The organism is Streptomyces luteolifulvus (assembly GCF_008806595.1).
Taxonomy (GTDB): domain Bacteria; phylum Actinomycetota; class Actinomycetes; order Streptomycetales; family Streptomycetaceae; genus Streptomyces; species Streptomyces luteolifulvus.
This window is the reverse complement of sequence record NZ_VZRB01000032.1, coordinates 45,509-67,772: the sequence shown is the minus strand read 5'-3', so window position 1 is coordinate 67,772 and position 22,264 is coordinate 45,509. Positions and strand designations below refer to the sequence as shown.

Annotated in this window: 27 protein-coding genes; 1 reads left to right on the top strand and 26 read right to left on the bottom strand. The window is 69.8% G+C overall.

Going from position 1 to position 22,264, the window contains the following annotated elements; genetic code table 11:
* Nucleotides 1–6 precede the first annotated feature (6 nt).
* From F7R91_RS32870 to F7R91_RS32765, 24 genes are all read right to left on the bottom strand, one after another.
* Nucleotides 7–837, bottom strand: a complete 831-nt coding sequence (locus tag F7R91_RS32870) for a phosphotransferase family protein (RefSeq protein WP_150955362.1) — start codon at nucleotides 835–837, stop codon at nucleotides 7–9.
* Nucleotides 838–925: 88 nt separating this feature from the next.
* A complete protein-coding gene (locus tag F7R91_RS32865; RefSeq protein ID WP_150955359.1) occupies nucleotides 926–1,387 on the bottom strand; it encodes a glycine-rich domain-containing protein in 462 nt (153 codons plus the stop codon).
* Between the two features lie 153 nt (nucleotides 1,388–1,540).
* Entirely contained in the window at nucleotides 1,541–2,056 is a 516-nt protein-coding gene (locus F7R91_RS32860) for a hypothetical protein (protein WP_150955356.1), read from the bottom strand.
* Nucleotides 2,053–2,493 (bottom strand): hypothetical protein, encoded by a 441-nt coding sequence (locus F7R91_RS32855; RefSeq protein ID WP_191971728.1) that lies wholly within the window; start codon nucleotides 2,491–2,493, stop codon nucleotides 2,053–2,055. Before F7R91_RS32855 ends, F7R91_RS32860 begins: the two co-directional genes overlap by 4 nt.
* 56 nt (nucleotides 2,494–2,549) lie before the next feature.
* Nucleotides 2,550–3,779 (bottom strand): helix-turn-helix domain-containing protein, encoded by a 1,230-nt coding sequence (locus tag F7R91_RS32850; RefSeq protein WP_150955353.1) that lies wholly within the window; start codon nucleotides 3,777–3,779, stop codon nucleotides 2,550–2,552.
* A gap of 129 nt (nucleotides 3,780–3,908) precedes the next feature.
* Complete coding sequence (locus tag F7R91_RS32845; protein WP_408056081.1) at nucleotides 3,909–4,109, bottom strand: hypothetical protein; 201 nt, start codon at nucleotides 4,107–4,109, stop codon at nucleotides 3,909–3,911.
* A 56-nt stretch (nucleotides 4,110–4,165) separates the two neighbouring features.
* Nucleotides 4,166–4,402 (bottom strand): hypothetical protein, encoded by a 237-nt coding sequence (locus F7R91_RS32840; RefSeq protein ID WP_150955347.1) that lies wholly within the window; start codon nucleotides 4,400–4,402, stop codon nucleotides 4,166–4,168.
* A 79-nt stretch (nucleotides 4,403–4,481) separates the two neighbouring features.
* Nucleotides 4,482–5,435 carry an N-acetylmuramoyl-L-alanine amidase gene (locus F7R91_RS32835; RefSeq protein ID WP_150955344.1) on the bottom strand — a complete coding sequence of 318 codons (954 nt, stop codon included), beginning with the start codon at nucleotides 5,433–5,435 and terminating at the stop codon, nucleotides 4,482–4,484.
* Nucleotides 5,436–5,511: 76 nt separating this feature from the next.
* Complete coding sequence (locus F7R91_RS32830; RefSeq protein ID WP_225320906.1) at nucleotides 5,512–7,023, bottom strand: collagen-like protein; 1,512 nt, start codon at nucleotides 7,021–7,023, stop codon at nucleotides 5,512–5,514.
* A gap of 183 nt (nucleotides 7,024–7,206) precedes the next feature.
* A complete protein-coding gene (locus F7R91_RS32825; protein ID WP_150955338.1) occupies nucleotides 7,207–7,932 on the bottom strand; it encodes a hypothetical protein in 726 nt (241 codons plus the stop codon).
* Nucleotides 7,933–7,934: 2 nt separating this feature from the next.
* Nucleotides 7,935–9,044: a hypothetical protein gene (locus F7R91_RS32820; protein WP_150955336.1), complete on the bottom strand. Its 1,110-nt coding sequence runs from the start codon at nucleotides 9,042–9,044 to the stop codon at nucleotides 7,935–7,937.
* A gap of 338 nt (nucleotides 9,045–9,382) precedes the next feature.
* Nucleotides 9,383–10,435 carry a hypothetical protein gene (locus F7R91_RS32815; RefSeq protein WP_150955333.1) on the bottom strand — a complete coding sequence of 351 codons (1,053 nt, stop codon included), beginning with the start codon at nucleotides 10,433–10,435 and terminating at the stop codon, nucleotides 9,383–9,385.
* Nucleotides 10,436–10,449: 14 nt separating this feature from the next.
* Nucleotides 10,450–11,331, bottom strand: a complete 882-nt coding sequence (locus F7R91_RS32810) for a phage distal tail protein (RefSeq protein ID WP_225320905.1) — start codon at nucleotides 11,329–11,331, stop codon at nucleotides 10,450–10,452.
* A gap of 2 nt (nucleotides 11,332–11,333) precedes the next feature.
* Nucleotides 11,334–13,559, bottom strand: coding sequence for a phage tail protein (locus F7R91_RS42265; protein WP_191971727.1), 2,226 nt, complete (start codon nucleotides 13,557–13,559; stop codon nucleotides 11,334–11,336).
* A 247-nt stretch (nucleotides 13,560–13,806) separates the two neighbouring features.
* Nucleotides 13,807–14,274 (bottom strand): hypothetical protein, encoded by a 468-nt coding sequence (locus F7R91_RS32800; protein WP_150955327.1) that lies wholly within the window; start codon nucleotides 14,272–14,274, stop codon nucleotides 13,807–13,809.
* The gene (locus F7R91_RS32795) at nucleotides 14,271–14,723 is read right to left on the bottom strand and encodes a phage tail tube protein (protein ID WP_150955324.1); all 453 of its coding nucleotides are present in this window, start codon (nucleotides 14,721–14,723) and stop codon (nucleotides 14,271–14,273) included. The genes F7R91_RS32800 and F7R91_RS32795 overlap by 4 nt, the downstream gene beginning before the upstream one ends.
* Nucleotides 14,724–14,808: 85 nt before the next feature.
* On the bottom strand, nucleotides 14,809–14,964 hold the full coding sequence (locus F7R91_RS42260) for a hypothetical protein (protein ID WP_161069343.1): 156 nt from the start codon (nucleotides 14,962–14,964) through the stop codon (nucleotides 14,809–14,811).
* 307 nt (nucleotides 14,965–15,271) lie between these two features.
* Nucleotides 15,272–15,700, bottom strand: a complete 429-nt coding sequence (locus tag F7R91_RS32790) for a minor capsid protein (protein ID WP_150955321.1) — start codon at nucleotides 15,698–15,700, stop codon at nucleotides 15,272–15,274.
* The gene (locus tag F7R91_RS32785) at nucleotides 15,693–16,046 is read right to left on the bottom strand and encodes a minor capsid protein (protein ID WP_191971726.1); all 354 of its coding nucleotides are present in this window, start codon (nucleotides 16,044–16,046) and stop codon (nucleotides 15,693–15,695) included. Before F7R91_RS32785 ends, F7R91_RS32790 begins: the two co-directional genes overlap by 8 nt.
* Nucleotides 16,043–16,360, bottom strand: a complete 318-nt coding sequence (locus tag F7R91_RS32780; RefSeq protein WP_150955318.1) for a hypothetical protein — start codon at nucleotides 16,358–16,360, stop codon at nucleotides 16,043–16,045. The genes F7R91_RS32785 and F7R91_RS32780 overlap by 4 nt, the downstream gene beginning before the upstream one ends.
* The gene (locus F7R91_RS32775; protein WP_150955315.1) at nucleotides 16,357–16,749 is read right to left on the bottom strand and encodes a hypothetical protein; all 393 of its coding nucleotides are present in this window, start codon (nucleotides 16,747–16,749) and stop codon (nucleotides 16,357–16,359) included. Before F7R91_RS32775 ends, F7R91_RS32780 begins: the two co-directional genes overlap by 4 nt.
* Nucleotides 16,750–16,753: 4 nt before the next feature.
* Nucleotides 16,754–16,894, bottom strand: a complete 141-nt coding sequence (locus F7R91_RS42255) for a hypothetical protein (RefSeq protein WP_191971725.1) — start codon at nucleotides 16,892–16,894, stop codon at nucleotides 16,754–16,756.
* A gap of 20 nt (nucleotides 16,895–16,914) precedes the next feature.
* Entirely contained in the window at nucleotides 16,915–17,772 is an 858-nt protein-coding gene (locus tag F7R91_RS32770) for a phage major capsid protein (RefSeq protein ID WP_150955312.1), read from the bottom strand.
* 65 nt (nucleotides 17,773–17,837) lie between these two features.
* Nucleotides 17,838–18,566 carry a hypothetical protein gene (locus F7R91_RS32765; protein WP_150955309.1) on the bottom strand — a complete coding sequence of 243 codons (729 nt, stop codon included), beginning with the start codon at nucleotides 18,564–18,566 and terminating at the stop codon, nucleotides 17,838–17,840.
* Between the two features lie 613 nt (nucleotides 18,567–19,179).
* Between F7R91_RS32765 and F7R91_RS32760 the strand changes: the two genes are divergently transcribed.
* A complete protein-coding gene (locus F7R91_RS32760; protein WP_150955306.1) occupies nucleotides 19,180–19,539 on the top strand; it encodes a hypothetical protein in 360 nt (119 codons plus the stop codon).
* Between the two features lies 1 nt (nucleotide 19,540).
* Here the strand turns inward: F7R91_RS32760 and F7R91_RS42250 are convergent, their stop codons facing one another.
* Together F7R91_RS42250 and F7R91_RS32755 are read right to left on the bottom strand one after the other, a co-directional pair.
* Nucleotides 19,541–19,714, bottom strand: coding sequence for an Rmf/CrpP fold protein (locus tag F7R91_RS42250; protein WP_191971724.1), 174 nt, complete (start codon nucleotides 19,712–19,714; stop codon nucleotides 19,541–19,543).
* A gap of 10 nt (nucleotides 19,715–19,724) precedes the next feature.
* Complete coding sequence (locus F7R91_RS32755) at nucleotides 19,725–21,947, bottom strand: phage minor capsid protein (protein WP_331000670.1); 2,223 nt, start codon at nucleotides 21,945–21,947, stop codon at nucleotides 19,725–19,727.
* Between the last annotated feature and the right edge of the window lie 317 nt (nucleotides 21,948–22,264).

The window sequence follows — 22,264 nt, the reverse complement described above, 5'->3', positions numbered from 1 at the left end:
AGCCGGTCAGGGGGAGAGGGCATGCGTGCCCGTGTGCCGCCCCTTCTCGCGATACGTGGCCCATGTCTGGGCGGCGGCGGTGAGGGTGGCCCTGTGAGGCATGGGGCGCGTTCGTTCCCAGTTCTCCCACGCGGTGTAGAGCGTGCGCGCGAAGAGGGTAAGGGCATCGGGTGCGGCGGCCCGGTACGCGGGGATCTCACTGGCGAACGCCTCGGCTTGATCTGGTGTGTGCCCAGTGGCGATGAGCCGGGGGATTGTTAGCGCGGCATCTGCCCATGCAGGGGCAGGGCAGGCGAGTGCCCAATCCAACAGAAGGAGTTCGCCGGCGTTGGTTACCAGCATGTTGTACGGGGACATGTCCGTGTGGGCGAGGGCTCGGCCGTGCAGCCTGCTCGGCCCGTCTTCGGGTAGGAACTCGGCCCACCGTGTGTGAAGCGGCTTCTTACGCAGAGTCTCGGGCCATGGCGTTTGGGAAACAGCGGTGAGCGTGAGCGCGAGGGCGGCGAGATCGTCGGACCCTGGCTTTAGGTCGGGGTATCGACCCTCGACGTGTTCATATCCGTACAGCTGCCACCCGCCGGCGTTGGCCTCCCACAGCGCGCGAGGCGCGCGGGGCGCGTATCCCGTGACCTGGGCCTCGTGGCGGTACACCCACGCCTGTAGGTCATCCTCTCGGGTGCCCTTGACGAACGCTCGGCCGGTTCGGGCATCGACCGTGCAAGCGAGCCGGGACATGACGCCGTGCGGCGCGGTCTTGGCGTGGTCGACTGGGCCCGTGTGGCGCTCGACGGCGGCCCGGGTTTCTGCTGGTAGGTCGTGCCATTCGATGCGGTCCACCCGCGGTCTCCTGCGTCGGTCGAGCGAAACGGGGTCGGCCCCCAACCTGGCCACAGCGTGGCACAGGCCGGAGGCCGACAGAGCGCTGTTACTGGTGGAACGGACTGTCCGAGCAGTTCGCGTGGCACTGCGAGCACTCGGCGAGGTCCAGCTCGGGCCAGAACTCCATGTCGATCTCGTACCCGGCGAGAGTGATCGAGTCGACCGTTCGGGCCCGGAGAGCCTTGCCGCCCCCGTGCTCCTCCGGGTCGAGGTATCCGGGCTGGTGGTCCAGGAACCGGCCGAACTTCTCCTCGCAGAACTCGCGGTACGCCTTGGTGTGGAGCAGGAAGGCGTGCCAGAAGTCATCCACGAGAGGCGAGGGGCTGAGCGGCTTCTCGCTGTAGTCGCACGCGGCGAGGAATGCGAGCATCTGGCCGACGCCGCGGTCGGCCTTCTCCTCGGTCAGTTGCGGGAACTTGGCGCGCATGTTGTCGACCAGGGTCTCGCGCAGTTCCGTGCCGATCAGCGTCCGTGCGTCGGTCGGCTTGCGCTTCTGTGCGGTGGTCACGTTCCGTGCCTCCTTGTGTTGGACGGTGCTTCGGACGTGGTGGTGCGCACCGCGGCGGGCCTCCTGTTGGCGACCTCGGCCGCGGTGGAGTCCCGGCCTGCCCGGAAAACGTCCGGACGGGCGGGGAGCCTGTTTTCCGCGCAGGGCGGTGATCTACAGCGCGGCGTATGCAGCCGCGGGCTGGCACCCGGCCCCCGCCGGGGAGGGGAGACACCCGGCGGGGGGCGGGAACTGTGGGGGGCGTCGTACGGGTACGGGGGCCGCAATCAGGGAGTACCGCGCATCGCTGTCTGTGACGGTGAGGTTGTACGAGATGCGCGCGGCGAGTTTCTGCATGGCGTCCGCGTACTTGTCGGGGTCACGGACCCATGTCCGCAGGACGTCGGCGGCGTGTGTGTCACCCGAGATGACCAGAGGGGCGGTGTGCAGCCACGCGGCGAAGGGGTCTGGGTCGAGGTGCCGGGCGAGGTGTTCGGCCTGCCCTTGCAGCCATCGCGCGGCGAGGCGTGGTGAGCGGGCGTTGTGAGCGGCGATAACGACCGCGCGCTTGCCTTCAAGAGGGGTTGCGAGTGCTTCGCACCGGTAGCCGACAAGGCGGGGCCCGGTCGGGGCGTAAGAGGACGCGCGTAACGGCCGGGGCTTGCGGCCTGCGGCGTGGCGCCCGCTCACAGCAGGCCCCCGAGGTCCTTGTCGCGCAGCGCGAGGATGCGTCCAACCTGGTAGTGATACAGCTCCAGTTGGGACGGATCGAGGACGAGCAGGGACTCGGCGGTGCCGCCGTCGTCGTAGTGGACGGTGATCGGCAGGCCGCCGTGTTGGGCGCGGGCGTCGTACGTCACGTCGCGCTTTAGAGGCGTGACGTGCGTGACCTGGGGTTGTACGGGCCGCAAGGTGTTGCCGTCGTTGGGCGCCGACCACTTGTCGCCGCCGCCGGGCGGGCACAGGTGGTAGGTGTTCCTTCCCTCGCCCGGCAGCGCGATGACGACGCCGATTTCCCCGTCCCTCGACGTGTCCCGAGCGAGGTCGCCGAGTCGGGGGTAGAAGGGCGCGGAGGTACCTAACTCGCCGCCTTGCGAGGGCAGATGGGGGGTTCCTCGTCGACTCATGCTCCTGAAGCTAAAAGAGCGTCAGGGGGCCAATATGAATCAGAGGAATACGACCCTCATCCGTCGAGGTGGAAGCGGTTTGACATGCGGCGCAGCTTCTCGCGGGTGGTCGCACGCTCGTTGTAGACAATGCTGCGCAGCGTCGAGCGGGCGATCGGATGGTTGCGAACCAGCTGGGGGGCGATGTGTTCGGCCGTCTCCAGTTCGGACAGTGCCTTGTCGCGGTTGCCGTCCCACAGCCATGCGCGGGCGAGGTCCATGTGGTGGTGCCCGCGGCGGGAGTTGGGCAGCGCAGCGACTAGGTCAGGGCTGGTGCGGCGGTTGATGGAGAGGGCCCGCGTTTGGTCGCCGGTCTCCAGCGCGACGCTGATCGCGTGAATCTGGACGTTGCCGGGCGAGAACGTCACGGAGTGCCGATCGTAGATGGGCGGCCCTTGACGCCCGTTCATACGGTCAGCGGCGGCGCGAGCGTGTGCGATTCGGTCCTCGGATTCGGACGGCCGGCCCGCTCGGGCGGCCGATACGGCGGCGCGCAGTTGGAGGGATCCCCACATGCGGACGGCGAGTGGGTCGCCGTGGTCGTAATCGTCCTGAATGGCACCGAGGGCCTTGTCGGACAGGTACAGGGAATCGTCCCAATCCGCGGTTGTCCACATGTCCCAGACACGCATCCAGTCGGCAAGCGCGGGCATGATGGGGTCGCCGGACAACCGGGCGGACCATGCCGCGCGCTCGGCGGCCATGGTGATCAGTTCGGCGTGTCCGAGGGCATGCGCAGCTGTGTGGGCGAACTTGCAGGCGACGGCGTATACGGCGTATGCCTCTTCGCGCTCATGGCCCGTGGCGACTTCGGCGAGGGCGCGGGCCTCGCGCAGCATGTCGGGCAGCACGCCCAGGATGGCGACGTTTGCCGCAGCGTCCCGTAGACGGTGCAGCCTGGTCATATCGCGCCACAGCTCGCTGGACGGCCGGGGGGTGCCGTCGAACGTGGGTGTGAGGTCGTAGCGGCGCAGTTCGCGCAGGATGGACCCGGCGGCGACCTGCCACTGATTGTCGGCGGGGCTGCTCGTGTACGGGCGTCCGATCAGGTCGTTGGGGTGTACGTGCAGCTCGGCCGCGATGGCATTGAGTAGGCCAACACGGTCTATCTCGATTTGTCCGCGTTCCATCTTCGACACCCACCCCTGGGACTTTCCCAGGGCGACGGCGAGGTCTGCCTGTGGCATGCCAAGGCGCAGACGCGCGCGGCGAATACGGCGGCCGATCTCCTCGGCTTCTTCCAGCATGCGCGGGGCTCCATCCGTTCGGGCTCTCTCCAGAACGGTACCCATGACTCGCGGCGGGTGTCGTGCGCGACGGTGGAACGGAAGAAGCGCCCCCGTACGGCCATGATCGGCCGTACGGGGGGCGTTGTTCTATCGCGTGGCGGCGAACTGCCACAGGGATATAGCGAGGCCGAGGGTGCCGACTAGGGCGGCGACGGATGGCAGGGGCCACCGGCCGCGTTCGAGGGCGTCGAGCCGCTGGTCGTGGTCGGCGAGCTGCCGGTCGGTCTGGTCGCCCCGCTGAACGAGCAGGGCGAGCGATCCGTCGACACGGGCGAACCCCTCGGCCATGGTGCCGCGTAGTTTCTCCAGTTCAACGGCGACCGACTCGGGCGGGGGCGGTGAAGTCACGCGCTACCGCCCTGGTCGTCGTCGACCAGGCCGAGGCCGACACGGTCGAGCAGCTGCTCGACGGCGGGCAGGGCCATGACGCGCGCGAGGCCGCCGGCGACGGCGAGGGCGCCGGCGACCCACGGAAGCGACTCGGGGATGCCGGACGCGGTCACGATGGCGGGGAGGGCGACGGCGAACATGACGACGCCCTGAAGGACGGTGCGAACGGTGCGCTTGTTGGCGGGGTTCATGGTGGGGTGTGCTCCTGTTCGGTGAGGGCCCGCCCGGCGGCGCGGTGGCTGACGGGCGGGCGAGGATGGGGCGGCGGGGTCACGCGGTGACGGTGAACCCGTACTTCCGGCCGAGGGCGGCGAGGGAGTCGCGGCCGGGGATGCCGTCGGCGGCGGCGCCGCTGTAGCCGCATCGCTGCTGCCAACGGCGGTATGCCGCGACGGTCGTCGAGCCGAAATGGCCGTCGACGTACTTCCGGTCGAGCAGTCCCTCGGCGGCGAGGGCGTCCTCGACGATCCGGGCGCCGGCGTACGACACGGGGATACCGGCCTTGGCGGGGTCCGTCCTGGCGGCGGCGATCAGCTGGGACAGGTCGACGACCTTCGCCGAGGGCTTGCTCGGCGCCGGCTTGGTGGGGGCCGGCGCGGTGTCGTCGTCGAGCAGGTGGTCGACACGCGCCCTGATCTTGTCCATGGTGAGGGCGGGCCCGCCCTTCTTGCCGATCGGCCCGCGGGGGTCGACCTTGCCGGGCTGCCACTCGTGGTGGCCGATCACGGATTCGGCGCCCCATCCGTGCTTTCGGCAGATGCCGGCGGCGGCGCGCGCGATGGCCTCGACCTGTACCGCGGGCCACGGGTCGACGTTGTCGCCGAGGTTGACGCACTCGAACCCGTAGAAGTAGCGGTTTCCGTCGGTGTTGGCCTCGTTGTCGCTGGGGAGCGGGGACCGCTCGGCGGTGACGGCGTCGAGTACGTCGTCGTCGCCGCTTCCGGCGTGGTTGGCGCGGCCGTAGCCGATCAGATGGACAGTGCCGGCCTTGTCAATCACGCCATGGCACAGCGGGCCGGGGAGGGTGCTGTACCCGTCGCGGCATATGGCGACGCTGTGCTCGGTGCCCGACGTGACGGTGTGGTGGATCATCACGCCGCGCATGGGCCCCCATGGGCCCTTGTGGTTGCGGTTGTGGGTGCGCCACGAACCGACCTCGACGACGCGCACGCCCTCGCCCTTGATGGCGTCGCGGAACGTGGTTGCGGACAGGGGGGATGACATACGGATTGTCTCCAGACATGAAAAAACGCCCTCGGCGCGGTGCCGGGGCGTACGGGAGGGAAGGGGGCGGCGTGGTCTACGCGAGGGCGGCCCAAAAGCGGTTTGCGCCGTTCTCCATGCTCGACAGGGTGATCGAGGCGGGGGCCGAGGCGGCGCCCGTGGCGTACACGCCGAACCGGCGGACCAGGGTGTAACCGAACTGGTTCGGCGGGGCGCCGGCTCCGGACTCGGCGGCGAGCATCATTGGGCCGTCGCCGGTCGTGGTGTTGTAGACCATGCGCCACGCCACGTAATAGATGCTGGCTGCTGCCGAGTAGGCGGCCGTGAGGGGGCTCGATATCGTTCCGCCCCCGGCGTCGTGCTCCTCGGCGGGCTCGTACGTGGCCGTCGACATGTCGCCGGTCGCCGCGACCCTGGTCCCGCTGCTGTTGTAGAGGGCGGCCCACGATCCGGTTTGCAGTCCTCCGGCGTAGCCGGTCGCGAACCACACGATGCGGTTGATTGTGGCGGCGGCGCGGAGGATGACGGCCGTTACCCGGATCGGGCCCGACCCTGGGTACAGGCCGGTCGACACGGCGAGAGCGGGGTCGAACGCCCAGCAGGCGAGGCCGTGGTCGGCGGGCGACCACTCGCCGGCGAACGCTGCGGCGTCAACGTACGACTTGCGCGCGAGGTGGTTCGCGGTGGTCGGTGCCGCGCTGCTCGACGGTACGGCGCTGAACGTCTTCGTTCCGCTGATCGTCTGCGTGGTGCTGAGGGTGACGGCCGTACCGGCGGCCTCGGCGCCCACGTCTGCCGCGGTGTAGGTGGGGCGCTGCGCGCCGGTGAGGATGCCGTCGGCGCCGAGCGTGGCGACACCGTTCGCGGCGCCCTTGTCGGCGGTGGCGACGGCTCCCAAGTTGGCGGCGGTGAGCACCACGTTTCCAGATCCGTCCGGCGTGACGCCGTTGACGGACTGCACGCCCCCGCCGCTGCCGGTCGGTAGCTGCGCGGCAGGTACCTTCCCGTCGGCGCCCAGCTGGGCGACGCCGTTCGCGGTGCCGGCTGCGGTCGAGGGGATGGCGCCGACGTCGGCGGCGGCGAGGGTGACCGCGGCGGCGGACTTGCCGTTGACCGACTGGACGACGCCCGGTGCGCCTGCCGGTCCCTGGGTGCCCTGTGGTCCCTGCGGGCCGGTCGCTCCCTGGGGGCCGGTCGCTCCGATGTCGCCCTTGACTCCCTGGGGGCCGACCAGGGATGCGAGCCACTGGGCGACGGTCCCGGCGAACCCGTTCTCGACGGCGACCTCGTACGCGCTGTCGCCGCGTACGGCGATGTAGTTCGGGGTCGTCGGGTTGGTCGGCGAGATGTCGGCGAGGTCGACCTCGGGTGCCTCGGCGGGCAAGAGGACCTGATAGACGCGGTTCATCGCGACGCCGGCGAGCTGTTCGGCGACGGTGTACGACCAGCCGGCAGGGTTCATGCCGGGGGCGTCGGTGGCCGGTAGTTCGACGGCGAATGCGCCCGTGGCGTCGAGCGGCGCGGTAACCGGTCCGCCGAGGATCACGTCGTACGCACCGAAGGTGATCAGGGCCGGCGTCCTCCACACGACCTGTCCCGTAAGGGGTTGTCCGTCAGGTGTCAGGAACCGGCCTGTCACTCGGACGGTCGGTATCCCCTCGGGGAGCGGCATCGGTGCTTTCCTCCGTAAGCGGTGCGGGGGTGTGGGGGTCGTTGCCGGGGGCGGGCAGGGTGCCGCCGTTTTCCGGATCGGGGGCGGGGGCGGGCGTGGTCACTGGGGGGCCTCCGAGGCGTTGAAGCTGTTCCGGGTGTAGACACCGAGGCAGTTGGTACGGATCGAGCCGGTGCCGGTCCGTACGGAGTGCTTCAACCGGTAGTTGCAGTGGTCCATGAAGTTCTGCCGGACGGGCTTGGTGATCTCGTGGTACGTCCAGCCGTTCGAGGTGTTGGCGACCCATGAATCGATCTCGCCGAGGCCGTCGTCGAACGACACGTCGGCGGTGGTGCCGGTCGGGGTGAACGTCTCGAACGCGGCGTACAGAACGGGGTTCATCAGCCGTGTTGCGCCGGTCCATGCCGTGGTGGTGTCGGTGTTGCTGGTCTCGCGCCCGGATGTGGGCTGCATGGGAATGGGCATGGAGGGACGGCCGAGGAATCCGTCGGCCCATGCGTCGTCCATGACGATGACCTCGCCGCTACGCGACCACGTGCGGATCATTTGCGCGTTGGTGAGTACGTCGTCGCCCACGGTCAGGGCGGCGGTGCCCTGCTCGCGGCCGAGGCCGACGCCCCAGTCGCCTTCGGGTGTCTGGCCGACGACGAACGTCCGTATGCCGCCGGGGGTCTTGGCGATCAGCTGTCCGCCCTCGCCGATCACCACGTCGCCGTTCAACACCTGGTTGAGGGCGGGGCGCATCTGCGCGCGGCCTCGCAGCTGTCGTACCTCGCGTTCGAGGGCGGCGATCCGGTCCAACACGTCTTGCGGGACGTACGGCACGGTCAGGGAACCTCCAGGTACAGGCGGGCCGTCTCGGGGCGGCCTCGCTCGGGCGGGGTGATGGACAGGCCGACGACGCGGTACCGGGCATCGAGCGTGGTCGGGTGCCACAGGTCGCGGATGCGGAGCCGGACCGTGGCGCCGAGCAGGGCGGGCGTGATGGTGCCGCCGAGCAAGACCTCGACCTCGGGTATCTGCACGGGGGTGCGGGCGGCGCTCCAGTCGGCGCGGGCGTGGGCGTCGAGGGTGGCCTGTCGCTCAACGGTGGTGTGATCGCTGGAGCCGTCGAGGCGCGGCCAGCCGGCGGCGATATCGGCGTCGTCGACCAGTACGGGCGAGGTGAGCGGGTAGGAGTCGGCGGCCTGGTTGGTGTTGATGGACGCGCCGCGGGACTGCCACACGTTCGCCTTGATCGTGCCGTCGGTGGGCCACGTGTAGGACAGGACCGGTCCGGGGTGGTCGAGGACGATGTCGGACGCGCCGGCGCGGATGACGGGGTGTCCCAGCTGCAAGCGCTTGACGCGACGGCCGTCGCTGTCGCGGAACGACGCGATGCGCCACTCGAACCCGTCCTCGACGGCGGCGAGGTCGTCGAGCAGGTCGCCGATGCTGTGCAGGTCGTAGCGCAGGAACGTACGGTCACGGGCAACGCCGGATACGGCGCCGTCGTACGTGATGCCGATGTTCCCGCCGGCGGTGTTCTGCACGTAGTCGACCAGGCCGCGCGCTATGTCGAACTGGTCGACCTGCTCGGCGACTTGGGTGTCAAGCAACAGGCGCCGGTACAGGTAGGACTCCCACCCGCCGGCCTGAATCTGCGCACCGAGGAACCCCCGGGAGTCCGAGGCGACGGCGAGCGTCCACAGGATCCCGCCCCACCAAATGTCGCGCTCCCGCTCGACCCACACGGCCGTTCGGCCAGGCACGATCGCCCGGCGGGCCCGCTCCGCAATGGCGCGGTTGGGGATCGGCACGGTGCCGGTCAACCGGCCTGTCTTGCCTATGTAGTCGTCGAGGGACACGCCCAGTACGGGCAGAGCGTCGAGCAACTGGTCTGATCGCAGATCGCAGAACAGCAAGCGGTAATGGGTCGATTTGTGCAACTTGCTCACTGATATGTGACCCACCTCAAAAGCCCTTATCGTCGTTGTTTTTCGCCAGGTTGCTTGCTTACGTTCGTGCGCGCATCAAGGAGCGGAAATCGAGAACGGTGGAGCGCCGAGGATGAACAACGCGCGGGCATTGCGGTTACTGGCGATTGGCCTGGTAGTGATCTTTTCTGCCCTAGTTGCGGTGGTTGCCGCATGGGCAGCGCGGTCGGCGGGGGCAAGTTGGCCCGATGTCCTGTGTGGTGCGGGAGTCGCGTTCGGCGGCACCGTGGGCGTGTGCGCTGCCCTGGTTGCCCTGTACCGCGCTATTGACGGTGGAGACGGACCGTAGCCCTGTGCGGTTAAGGCACGAACTCGACGGTGATTTGACCGTTGAGTACGAACACATCGGTGCCGCCGCTGCTGCCGCTGCTGATGTTCCAACCGGGTATGAGCGTGACCTGACCACCTGGCGTGAGGCCGGAGCGGTAGACGCGGCGCGAGGCGATGACGCGGCCACCTTGCGCGCTGATCCCGTTGCGTCCGCCGTGGGCTTCGGTGTAGGCGCCGGTCGCCCGCCACGTCATCCACGCGGTAGACGCGGCAGTCGTGCGGTTGGAGACCTGTCCGCCGATCGTGAGGAATACCGCCCCAGACGGCGGGACAGTGAAGGTCAGGCGTGGCCACGCGGCGGCGGTGAAGTCGACGAATGCGCCGGTCTGGTTGAGCGGCGGGTCGGCGGCCTGCTCCGTCGTGATGGGGCGCGTGGGCGTGGCGGGGTACTGCTTCCACGCGTTGTCGGTGGCGTTCCAGCGCTCCAATCCGGTGCCGGTGTCGCGGTACTGGCCGTCGTATGCGCCGTTGAAGGCGAGGCCGTACCCGCGCGGGATGATTCCGCCGTAGGCGGAGGTGAAGCGGCGCCGGTCGGCAAGAGCGCTGTTCCAGTTGATACCGCCCACGCCGGCCGAGGCGCCCGCGGGAACGGTGACATCCCACAGGCGCAGACAGGCCGAGGGCAGGGTCGGCGCGGTGGGGGTGGCCGATCCTGTGCCGCGGACGATCACGACGGCGGCGAGGTTCTGGCCTTCCTGGTCGAACAGCTGGTCGTACACGCGCAGGGCGACGGAGTCGATACGGGCGAACTGTGCCTCGCCGTCGGCGAACGTGAGGGTTACGGGGGCGTCGACCGTCACCGGGTAGGCACCCTGGGCGTCGGTGCCCTGCACCTGGGCGCGGCCGACGCCGATCTGTAGGGACATTGCGCCGGCGCCGGTCGCGGCGAACGGGTTCCCGCCGGCGATCACGCCGTCGCGGGTGCGCATCTCGGACTCGGGCGCGTAGGTGCCGACGGGGGTAAGGCGGGTGTCCTCGCGGGTCTGCCCGTTGGTCAGCAGCCATGCCGAACGCACGGTCACGGTGGGGGTTCTCCTTACCAGTAGGCCGAGCGGTAGCGCACGGTCGCCGACGCTGTCGGGTCGTTGCTGCCGGGTGCGGCGCGAAAGATGAGGTTCGTTGTGCCGGGGGTGAGCGTGAACGTCTGCTCGGGCACTGAGCGCGAGGTCGCGGTGTAGATCCGCGAGGCGGTGCCGTTGAGGGTGACTGTCCCGGCGAGGGTGTCGACGGTGAGCACGTCGCCGGCGGCGAGCGGGATGTCGTACTCGATCACGTCGCCGGTGTTGAGGTTGGTCAACGCGGGGCGTGTGACCGGGCCCCGGAACTCGAACACGGGATGTGTGGCGACGTCGCCGGCGTTGACGGTGGTCAGCGCGCCGGTTCTGCCGGGCGTGCCAAAGTTGAGCGGCCATATGAGCGGCCACGACAGGCCAGGTTCGGACATGGGCAGGGCTGCCGAGGCTGCGCGTTCGGTCAGTTCGTAGCGGCGCGGGTCGGTGGCGACGAACTCAAGGGCGCCACCGGTGATGGTGCCGAGGCGATAGCCGAGGGAGGCCGGTACCGCGCGGCGGGTGGCGCGCGCATACGCGAGCAGGGGCCCGCGCTCGTCGAGCCACGCCACGAACGGGCGCTCGCCCTCGACCGGCACCGTGCCGGCGTTGAGGGCGCCAACGACCGCGCCGACCGACGCCCGCGGGGCCCGGATGATCAGACCGTCGAGGCCGATCGTCCGGGCCTGCGCGAGCAGGCCGCCAGGGAATGCGCCGTGCGCGTCCGACCGCGGCACCGTGCCGGAATCAAGGGCGGGAAGGTCCTCCCACCCCGTGATACCGCGCCACCGATACGGGGTGCCGGCGCCGAGCAACAGCTCGCCATACTGCACCTGTCCGGGCCGAGTGATCAGGTCGCCGGGCGCCATGGTCACCCCCTTGCCTTGGACAGCCACGCGAGCGCGCGGGCGTTGTCGTCGGGGGTGCCGTTCTCGGCGGCGTGCCAGTGCTCGACGTGCACCATGGCGCCGCCGGTCGAGGCGGCGGCGAACGGGGAGCCGTACCCGCCCGCGCCCGCGAGGGCGGGCGAGAACGTGGGCACGGCCGGCGGGTTCACCAGGCTGCGCATGGTGCGATCGAGGGCGCCGGCGCCGCCCTCAATGCCCTTGACCAGGCCCGCGGGAATCCAGCGGCCCACCTCGCGCGCCATGACCTTGGACGGCGAGCCGATGCCGAGGGCGTCGGCGATCGGGCCGGGAATCATGTTCTTCGCGAAGCTGACCAACTGGGATTTCAGCCAACTGCCCATGCTCTTCACGCCGTTGAGCAGGCCGCGAACAATGTCCTTGCCCTTGTCGACCAGCAGCGAGCCGAGGTTCCCGATTGCCGAGGAGATACGGCCGGGCAGTCCTCGCACCCACGCGATAGCCTCGCCGGCCTTGGTGACGATCGAGTCTTTGAAGCTGCGCAGCGCGGAGACTGCTCGGTCGCGCAGTTGGCCGGCGAACGCGGCGAGGGCGTTGTACGCGCGTCCGGGTAGTCCCGTGATCCAGTCGACCGCGGCGGAGATGCCCTTACCGACCCACTCGGCGAGTTTGGTCGCGGCCTCGCCGATCAGCCGGGCGGCGTTCGATACGGCCGTTTTGGCGAGCTCCCATGCCTTGCCGAAGTCGCCCTGTAGCAGGGCGACAATCGCCGTGATGATCGGTACGACCACCTGCTCGATCACGGCGGCGAGACCGTTCGCGAGGATGGACGCGAGCTGTCCCACCAGGCCGATCAATGGCTCGATGATCGGCATAAGGGCCGTGAGGGCGCCGATCAGTAGCTCGCCGATGGCGGGCAGCAGCGGGGCGAGGGCGACGAGGATTTGCCCGAACGCCTGGCCCACGGTTGCCAGCGCGGGCGATAGGGCGACGATCAGCCGCGCCAGGATCGGCAGGACCGTTTCCGCGAGGTCGCCGAGAACAGCCGCGAACGGAGCGACCAGGCCGGGCAGTTGAGCGATGATCGGCCGCAGTCCGCCGGCGAGGGCGTCGACCAGCAGCTCGACGACGGGCGCCGCTTGGGCGATGACGTCGCCGATCGCTGTCAACAGGGGGGTGACGGCGGGCAGTAGCGAGGCGACCAGCTCGCCGACTACCGGCAGGATCGGCGACAGTGCGTCGATCAGTACGCCGAACGCGTCCGCGGCGGCGGCGAGGACCGGGCCGAGTGCGTCGACGATCGGCTGTAGGCCGTCGCCCAACGCCTTGACCAGCCGCGCGAGCGGTGGGCCGAGGGAGGCGAGGGCGGGGCCGAGTGCGTCCGCGAGGGACGACACCAGCGGGCCGAGGGCGCCGGCTAGGGCGGACAGGACCGGCCCGCCGGCCTCGGCGAGGGCGCCGATCAGGCCGCCGAGGGCGGGCAGGATTTCGCCGACCGCGCCGAGCAGGCCGCCGAGTCCTTCGGCCGCGCCGCCGGCGCCTGTGGCGACGCCCTCGAAGAACCCGCCGATGCCGTCGCCGACCGCGCCGAGGCCGGTCGACAGTGCGTCGATGACCGGGCCCGCGGCCTCGACCGCGGCGACCAGGCCGGGCATGGCGCCCTTGGCGAGGGCGCCGATCCCCTCGACCAGGGGCTCGACCAGCGGGGCGACGCCCTCGAACAGGGCGCCGATCTGCGGGGCGAGGTCGTCGAAGATGCCGCCCAGCTGGTCAGCCGCGTTGACGAACGGCTCGACCAGCGGGGCGGCGAGTTCTTGCATTCGCCCCTTGACGTGCTCGCCAAGGTCGGTAAATGCGCCCTTGACCTGCTCGTTCTCGGCGAGAACCTTCGCGCCGAGGCCGATCACGGCCAGCGGCACGGCGGCGAGCGCGCCCGCGGCGACGACCGCGCCGCCGGCGAGCAGCTTCGTACTGGTCGCCGCGGCGCCGAGCAGGGGGCCGATACCGGCGAAGCCGCGCCCGGCTTCCTCGGCGCCCCCGCCGATGCCGTCGCCGAGGGCGCCGCCCATCTCCGCGCCGGCCGCGACGAACCGGCCGCGCAGGTCGCGCAACCGGCCGTCAGCGTCCCGCTGGAGACCTGCGAGGGCGGCCTCGGTGCGGTTGACTCCGGCCTGTGCCCCGGAGTCGTCGAGGTCGATATAGCCGGTGAGTTCACCAATGGTGAGGGACAAGGAGCACCCCCCACCGGCGCGCGCCGCGCGCTATTCAGTTGCCGTGCTGATCACCGCCCCGTGAGACGGGCGATCTCGTCGGGGTTCGACACGACGCGCGGCGTGCTGCGCCACGCGTTGGCGAACCGGGATTCGGAGGGCAGACCGGACAGTCGGACCAGGAACGCGCGCGTGGTCAGACGCGCGATGTCTTGGGCCGACAGGCCGTAGGTCTGGGCGAGGTCAGACTCGACCGCGCCCCAGTGGGTCAGGACCGCTTGCCAGAACTCCGCGGCTTCCCCTTGCCCTTGCCCTTGGGGCGGGGCTTGCCCGGGGCCGTCCGCGGCGCCGCTTTTCCCTTCGCGGCCTCGCGCTCGTCGTACAGCTGGGCGGCGCGTTCCATGGATACGGCGCCCGGCTCGGCGACGTTGGCGGTCGACCACAAAAGGACGATGCCGAGGCGGCGGTCGTCCATGCCCGCCTCGGTCCAGTGGTCTACGGCGTCCGGCCCGAACAGGGAGCCGAGCAGGCGCCGGATGTCCTCGGGGCGGGCGGAATGCTGCACGCGGTGCAGCTGGAGCGTGAACAGGGCGGGCAGCGCGGCGGGGAGGACGTACGTGCGGCCGTACAGCTTGAGCGGTACGCCCTGCTTTTCGGGCTCGGCCTGCTCGGCGAAAAACGCGTCGAAGTCGGCGACCTCGGGGGCGCCGTCCTGGTCGAGGGCGGGCTCGGTCATGTGGTCACCACCGGGGCGGTAGTCGGGGCGCCGCACCGGGTGAAGGTGCAGCCCCAAGAGGTCTTGGCGTTCGTCTCGCCGCCGCGCTCGCCGGGCGTGACCGTGCATTCCCACACGGTCCATTCGGTCTGCGAGGTGTGGCGGTAGCGCATCGTTCCGCGCGATGCCTCGCCGAACCGGTACGCCCACACCTTGTCGACGTAGTCCTGTCCGGGGTCGCGGGTGCCGGATGTCGCGCTGTACTGGCCCGACAGTTCGATTGTCGCTCCGCGCTGCATGACGTCCTGTTCGTAATAGCCGTCGCTGTCGAAATTGGTCGTGTCGGCGGTCTCCTCGTTTTCTCCGGGATTCTCGTTCCAGCTGGTGAGGTTGCCGATGCGCGCGAAGGTGTTCGCGGTGTCGGTCTCGACCTCGAACTCCCAGCCGCGGGCGTCGATGGGTCGCCCCATTTAGATGTATCTCCCTAGGCATAGAAAAAGCCGGAGCGACAGGAGTCGGCCCGGCTCTTTCTGTCGGATTCGGATTGATGCGTGGTTAATTGCTGCCATGACGAGTGAAGATGATCTCAAGCACTCGATAGGCGCGGGAACGCACCGAGGGATTGGGGTGCGCGATCGCCGCGAGGATTACGGCGCTGATGATCGCGCTCATGAACGTGAGCGGCGCAATGGCCGACATGGTTTCTGGCATGGGGCAAAGGTAACGCGGTCCTGCCCCGGACGCTGCGCGGCAAAGGCCCGAAGCCTCGCGCGCGCGCGAATTAAGAATTAATTCGAAAATTGAATGTTCGATATTCTGGAGAAGTCGAGTAATTGATATTTCTCGAAAACTCAAACAGAGTAAGCATTGTAATCTAGTCACGCGCGCGCACGCGAGGGCATGCATTCGTCGAAGATTGGCTGAAAGCTTCGCTTTCTTGGCTTGATTACGCTGCTGGGTGTGGTGGGGTGCTGATCATGATCGGCCGGGTCGGAAGAGCGAGGTTGTCTCACTCGCTCTATGCGGTGCGGTGGTCGGTCGGGGCCGAGACATCGAGGTCGAAGTTCACGACGTGTTCGTGTCGGCTGGAGGAATCGGGGCCCATCGGGGCCGGGGTGCCGCGCGCGGCGGCGAGCACAAGCCATGTCCCGTCGGTGAGGGCGACGCCGGCGAGGCCGTGCAACGCGCTGTAGATCGCCCAGCAACGGCGGCGGGAAACGCGGGGGTCGGGCCCGCCGCGTACGCGCACCTGTAGGCGCGGGGTGTCGTAGGCGTTGCGGGTGTCGGGCGCCTCGCCGTCGTACAGCCACAAGGCGACCGCGGCATCGGGCGCCGGCGGCATGACCTCGACGAACAGATCGCCGGTCACGCCCTCGGGGTCGTAGGTGACCAGGCCGCGCGCGGCGAGCAGGCGGGCGACGCCGTCGAGCGGGTCGAGGTCAGCCACGGAGCGACCTCCGCAGCTGCGCCGCGATGATCTCGGCGACGGTGCCGGCCTGCTCGGTGAGGGGGCGTTCGAGGTACTTCGCCGAACGGCCGGCGTCGTGCCGGTAGTTCAGTTCCTCGTGTTGCCTGATCGCGTACGGGGTGTCGTAGGACACGGCGGCCGTGAGCGACGACTCGTCGACCGTGGCGACGCCCGACCGTTCGAGGGTGGCCTCTTCGATCGGAACGACCTTGCGGGACTCGGCGAGGACGTGCTCGGCGGCGATGCGTAGGCCGCGGACGGCGCCGGCGCGGGTGCCGCGCATGGCGGCGGCGCCGCTCCATCGGAGACGGGTCCGTTGGGTCACTCGGCCCTCACCTCCGTTGACTGCGGCACGGGGAGGCCCGGCGCGGTGTGCTGGGCGACGCTGATCGCCTTGGTGGTCCGGCCGTCGGGGAGGGTGATCCGCGACTCGGGCGGGCAGTTGAGGCCGGGCTCGGCGATGATCTGCGCGGTGGATGTGACCTCGCGTCCCTCGCGGTCGCGCACGGTCTTGATCTCCTCGGCGACTAGCGCGGGCACGTCCTCGACGGGGGCGCCGTAGGTCGGTCCGTATGCGCTGTCGCCGAGGTACGGCTCGACCTTGATCCGGTGCCGCAGTAGCCACCGGGGGACGTTCACCAGATCACCCCCGGGAGCAGGCCGGCCCGGTTGAGGGCGCGGTGCGCGCGGGGGGCGAGGTCGACGTCGCCGGCGGCGGCGGGGGCGTCCTTGCGTCCAGACAGGGACACGGGGCCGATAGAGACGCTGTCCCATCGGCCGGCGGCGCCGGTGCCGTCGTCGCTCGTGGCGAGCTGGTACTCAACCTGTGCGCATACGGCGTCGGCGAGGGCGGTCACGACGGCCGGATCGGTCGGCATGCCTGCGCTGTTCGTCGCGTATACGGCGGTGAGTAGGGCGTCGTCGATGTCCTCGGACGCTCGGGCGAGCAGCCGTTCGGCGTCCGGCGGGGCGGGCTGGCCGGTCCACGCTGTCAGCTGCTCGGGGGTGGCGTAGACGTGGCCGGCCACCGGATCACCCCTCCTTCGCGGTCTTGCTGGAACGCGAACGCCCCGCCGGCTTGGGGGCCTGCGGGGCGTCGGTGGCGACCTCCTGCTCGTCCGACTCGGTGTCGGACTCGTCGGGGTCTCGGGGGTGATATCGGCGCAGCAACACGGCGGCGCCCTCCTTCCTGATCAGGTGGTGGCGAGGGTGCCGACAGCTACGCCGCGGTCGTCGAGCCGCTTCACGGCGTAGTGAAGGGTCGTGGTCACGACGGTGGAGCGGGCGAGGATGTCGCGGTCGGACTCGACCAGCGGGCGCCGCTTGTAGAGCAGGCCGAGCGAACCCGTCTTGAGCAGCAGGAACTTTCCGGCCGCGACACGGTTCGTCACGAACACGGACACGCCGCCGATTCGGCCGATGCTGCCGGTCACGGCGGCGGACTCGCCGGAACCCAGCTTGGACGCGTCGACGAACTGCGGGTCGGCCATGGCCTCGCCAAGCTGCACGCTGTTGATGTAGAGGCCGGCGAAGTCGTCCGGCTCCCACTCATCGCCGAACTGCCCGATGGCGGGCACCATGGCGTCAAGCCACGTGAACTTGAGCTTCCCCGCCGCGGTGGTGAAGCGGAACGGGTTGCCCCCGCCCTGCGCGGTCTCGTCCTTCTGCGCCTGGGCGATCAGGTCGGCGTCGACCTTGCGGGCAGCGAGTACGCCGAACTGCCGGCGGGCCTCGGCCTCGGGGTCGCCGAGGGAGACAAGGCGCGCCTTGTCCGTGATCTCGACGGCCTTACCGACTTCCTTGATCGTCGCCGTAGCGTCGTCTGTGGACATCGCGGCCGGCGTCATGGGCGTTGCCTCGTTGAGCTCGTCGAGCTCGCCGAGGGCGCCCCACTTCGGGAAGTGGATCGTGTCGCCGGGCGCACCTTCGAGGGTGTTGTCGTCGAGGACGGCCGAGGAACCGGCGACGCGCACCTTTCCGGTGAACTGGGCCTGTGCCATGTCGCCCCATACCTCGGGGACGATCATCGCGGCGGCGTTGGTCTGCGGCATTGCTGCTGCCTACTTTCTCCGGCGCGGTCGCCGGGCGTTGGGGCCCGGCGCGGTGCCGGGAGGTGTCAGGAACCGGCGAGGCGCCGGTATGTGTCGGGGTCGGACTGGTGCAGTGCGACGCGCTCGGCATAGGACATGGCGGCGAACTGGGCGGGGGTGACCTCGCCCGCTCCGGTGCCGCCGAAGTCGGCGCCCCCGCGGGCCGGCCCGGTCGCATGGGCGGAAAGCCACGGCTGGGCGGTCACGGCGTTGGTGATCGCCTGAGTGATCGCGGCGGTGTCGGTGGGGTCGACGGTCGCGACGGTCGCGGCGAACGACTGGGAATCGAGCAGGCGGGCCACGTCGGCGCCGGCGCCGGGTGCGGCCTGGATGATCGCGGCCTGTACGGCGGCGCGGCGGCCGGCTGTCTGTCCATCCGTGATGGCGCGCTGGGCCCACTGCGGGAGTCGGCTTACGTCACCCTCGGGGGCGTCGGCCGGCGGAGCGGTCGGGGCGGCCGGCGCGGGGGCGGTGGGCGGAGTCCCCTGCTCGGCGGTCTGCGCGCGGGTGCGGTAGCTCGCGGCCTCGGCGCGGGTGTCCGTGATGAGCTTCTGGGCCCACGCGGGCAGGCTCGCGACATCCTGCGGCTCACCCCCCTGGGGCGCGGCAGGCGGCGTGGCGGGGACCGGCGGCGTGGCCGGCGCGGGCGGGGTGCTCGCCGGGGCCGGCGGGGTCGTCGCCGGCGCTGTCGGGGTGGCCGGCGCGGCGGGCGTGGTCGAGGCGGCGGGGGTGGCGGGTGCGGTCGGGGTGGACATAGGGCCCTCCTGGAGCCGTAGTCAGGGCGGCGCGCGCCTGGCGCTCCGCGTGTCGAGGCATGCGAAAGAGGGCCCGCGCCTGGCGGGCCCCCTCGGGACGGTGCTGGTGAGTGGTGGCTAGGCGGACCTGGCGAAGTCGACTGCGTAAGGGCTGGTGGAACAGAGCCCAAGGGCATCGGATGAGGTTTGTGGTGTTGAAGTGACGACACATCTCAGATGGAGGTTCGTTTCCTCAGCCTGACAACCGATTCGTTCATGCAAACCCTTCTGGTCATCCCAACTGGAGGGCTACCCTTAGCCTGTTCGCGGGAGACACGGGGGAATTATGAGTAGTCCGCCCGGAGGGGCACCACAGAGCCCCCCTCCAGACGACGGGGCTCAGGGCAATTGGTTTAGCCGTCACTCTGGCGCCTTAATTGGCGCAACTGCGGCGGTACTGGCAGCAGTGATTGGCGTCATCGTGCCCGCCCTATTTTCCAACGACCCTTCACAGAACTCCGACCCTGGGGAGCGATTAACATCACCATCCTTCCCCAGCCCAACGAAATCCGACGGTGAATCGTCGGGGCCCTCCCCGAGTCCGACCGCCGATATTAGGGCGAACGATCAGTTTATGACGGGGGTCTATAACGTATCCTTGCTGCAACAGGCGGCACTAGATATCGATGGAAGGGAGGTTACTACGTATAAAAATAAGAATACCGATTTGATTCACATTGGGGGACTCGTGTCAAATCCACAACAGAATGGGGAGGGTGAGGGGGTGAAGCTCGGGGTCATTGATGATCTCGACATCCCGTATTGTTCAACGCGAGCAGAGCTCATCCCTGCAATCCCCGCCCGCACGCTCAAGACCGACGAAATTCTCTGCGTTCAAACAAATGAAGGTCGCTGGGCTCTGGTGCAGGTCGCATTTCCGCGAAGCACTCAACTGCTAAAACTTCGTGTTGGGTTCCTGAAGGAATCCCCCTAGGTTAGCTGGTCGTCTCGGGTTGGGACGACACGGGGTTCGCCTCGGCGTAGCCGCGAATCCACGCGGTACGCAGCGCCGACGACCGCGGGTACGGGCACACGGTCGGTGGGTCGCCTCGCTCGCCGGCCTTGCGGCCGGCCGTGACTGCCTTGACGATGTCCTCGCGTGTGCCCACGCTGCGCCCCCTACCGCTTGCCCTGCTGGTCGGATTCGTTCTTGCGGGCGCCGTCGGCCCATCGCTGGGACTTGCCGGTCACCTGCTCGACGAACTCGGCCTGAGTGAGTCGACCGTGTTCGGCCCACCACTCTTTCAGTTCGTCGCTCGCGCGCGCGTATGCGATGCGCGCGGGCCCGCTGAACAGGGTTGCCGGGTTGATGCCGGCGGTCTTGGCTTTCTTGTTGAGTAGATAGCCGTTGCAGTCGTCTTCGGCCTGTAGGTACTGCCGATACACGTACTCGTCGTACAGGGCGCGGGCCTCGCGGCGAGTGATCGTGTGCCGCTCGTCGTGCTCGTCGCCGTCCTCGTCCGTGTGGGCGGCGGCGAGGGCGGCGGCCTCGGCGGCGAACGACTCGTCGTCGGTGAGGCGCCCCCAATCCTCCGGGTCCGGCGCCGGCGCCATGGCCTCGGCGAGGGCGTCGCGGTCGGCGAGCAGGTCCTCGACGGCGTCGCCGGCGTCGGCCGGCTGGGGGAGGTCGACGGCGTCGCGGCGGTCCATCTCCGCGGCGATCCTGAACAGTTCCTCGCTGGTGGCGTACTGCATGCACCATGCGAGCTCGTCGTCGCCCACGTCGGACAGATCGCCGAGCAGCTGCCCGCCGGGGAATAGGCGGGCGAGCAGGTCGCGGCGGCCGGCCTCGGCGGCGATCAGGGCGAGCGTGTCCGGGTCGGCTCCGCGGGCGCGCGCGGCGAGGTCATGGTCGGACAGGCCGACCAGATCCGGGGACACGCCCGGTAGGCGGGTGGCGAGGTCGCGCCGGTCCATCTCCGCCATGACGCGCAGTGCGTCGCCGTCGTCGAGGTGGCCGAACGCGCGGGCGAGCTCGGTGTCGCTGAACGGCGTCAGGTCCTCGGCGAGGGTGCCGCCGGGACGTACGCGGCCGAGCAGGTCGTCGAGGTCGCGGCGGTCGGCCTCGGCCTCGATCCTCGCGCGGGCGCGGTCGTCGAGCAGGCGGGAACCCTCGGCGGCGGCGAGCTCGTCGTCGCTCATCTCGCGTATCGACTGCTCGTCGCCGGACCACACGCGCGCGGCCTCGACCTGCTCGGGCGTCGCCTCGGTGCGCTGCTCGGGGAGGTTCGAGGCGCCCGGCTGCTCGCGGTGGCGTAGCCGGCGCAAGTCGGGGTGTGCGGCGAGGCGTTCGCGCATGGCGCCTTGCCACTGCCTCAACTTCAGGCGTGCGGCGCGCTGCGCCTCGGGGGTGACGGCGGCGGCCTCGCGGCGCTTGTACTTCCTGATGTGCCGCTCGATCGCCCGCTGTCGCTGGCCGGCCTCGTAGCCGGCGGGGTCGCTGGTGGCCTGCTCGGGCACGGTCAGACCTGGGGTGTAGGCGCTGACGGCGTGCCGGCAGTTGGGGTGTTGCAGCCCGGCGAGGCGGGCCTCGTCGAGGGTGCCGGCGACGCGTACGGGGATCATGCGGCCGTCGTCGATGGCGTGCTCGACCTCGACCGTGCGCTCGCCGGTCAGGCCGTCGATGGCCAGTACGCGGCCCTCCCACGGGCGGCAGAGCGGGCACTCGCGCGGGGCGTCGCTGACGATCACCAGGTCGATACCGGCGTCGGACAGGGTTCGCATGTGCGCCTCGGTCGCGGCGCGGGCGACGGATGTCCGTACGGCCATCTCGGCATAGCTGGTGAGCTGCCATCGGCGGCCGGCGCGGTCGACGAACGCGCGTATGCCCTCGTCGGCGAACCGACGCATGGCGTCTTGCGTGGCCTGCCGGCGGGTACCGGTGCCGAGTAGGGGCGTGGCGGTGACCTCGGCGACGATCGCCCGGAACCGGTCGACGACGGCCCGCAGAATCGAGCGGTGCGTCGAGGTGACCACGTCGACGGTTTCCTGTGCGAGGCGGTCGACCGCGGCGGCGTTGGGGGTCACGTCGTCGACCAGCCGGCGCGCGTCGTCGGACAGGGCGCCCAACTCGGCGACCGCGGCGCGGTGTCCCTCGTTGTACGCCGAGGCGACCGCGTCGAACACTTCCAGCTCGACCGCTTTCCCCAACTCGTCGACGACGGCCTGTGAGGCGCGGCGTAGCTGCTGGATCGCGGCGAGCTTCCGCTCGACCCAACCGGGCGCGTCGAGGCCGGCGGCGAGCTGTCGAGCGATGATGCCCAACAGGCGCGCCTCGGCCTCGGCGTACAGGTCGCGGGTGCGGTCGGCGAGGTCCTCGACCATGCCCGGGTGAATCGGCACGATGTCCCCCTCAACGCGAGCACACTGATGATCTGGGAGCCGCGAGCCTCTACGCTGGCCTCGGCGGAGGGGGGCGCATGTCAGAGTCGAAGGACCAGGACAGCAGGACCCGCGGTCAGCGGGGGTCTCGGAGGCTGAACAAGGCAGAGGAGGCCTACCTAGCAACCACTAGGCCCACCAACTCCCCCCAGCAGACGCGGAATCTACCCCTGGATTGGTCTGAGCGTGTTGCTCGTAGATCTGTGACGCTTCGTGTCGATGTCCGTATTCCAGGCGGTACCCACTCGGGTGTCCTGGAAATAAGTGGCTCTGATGCG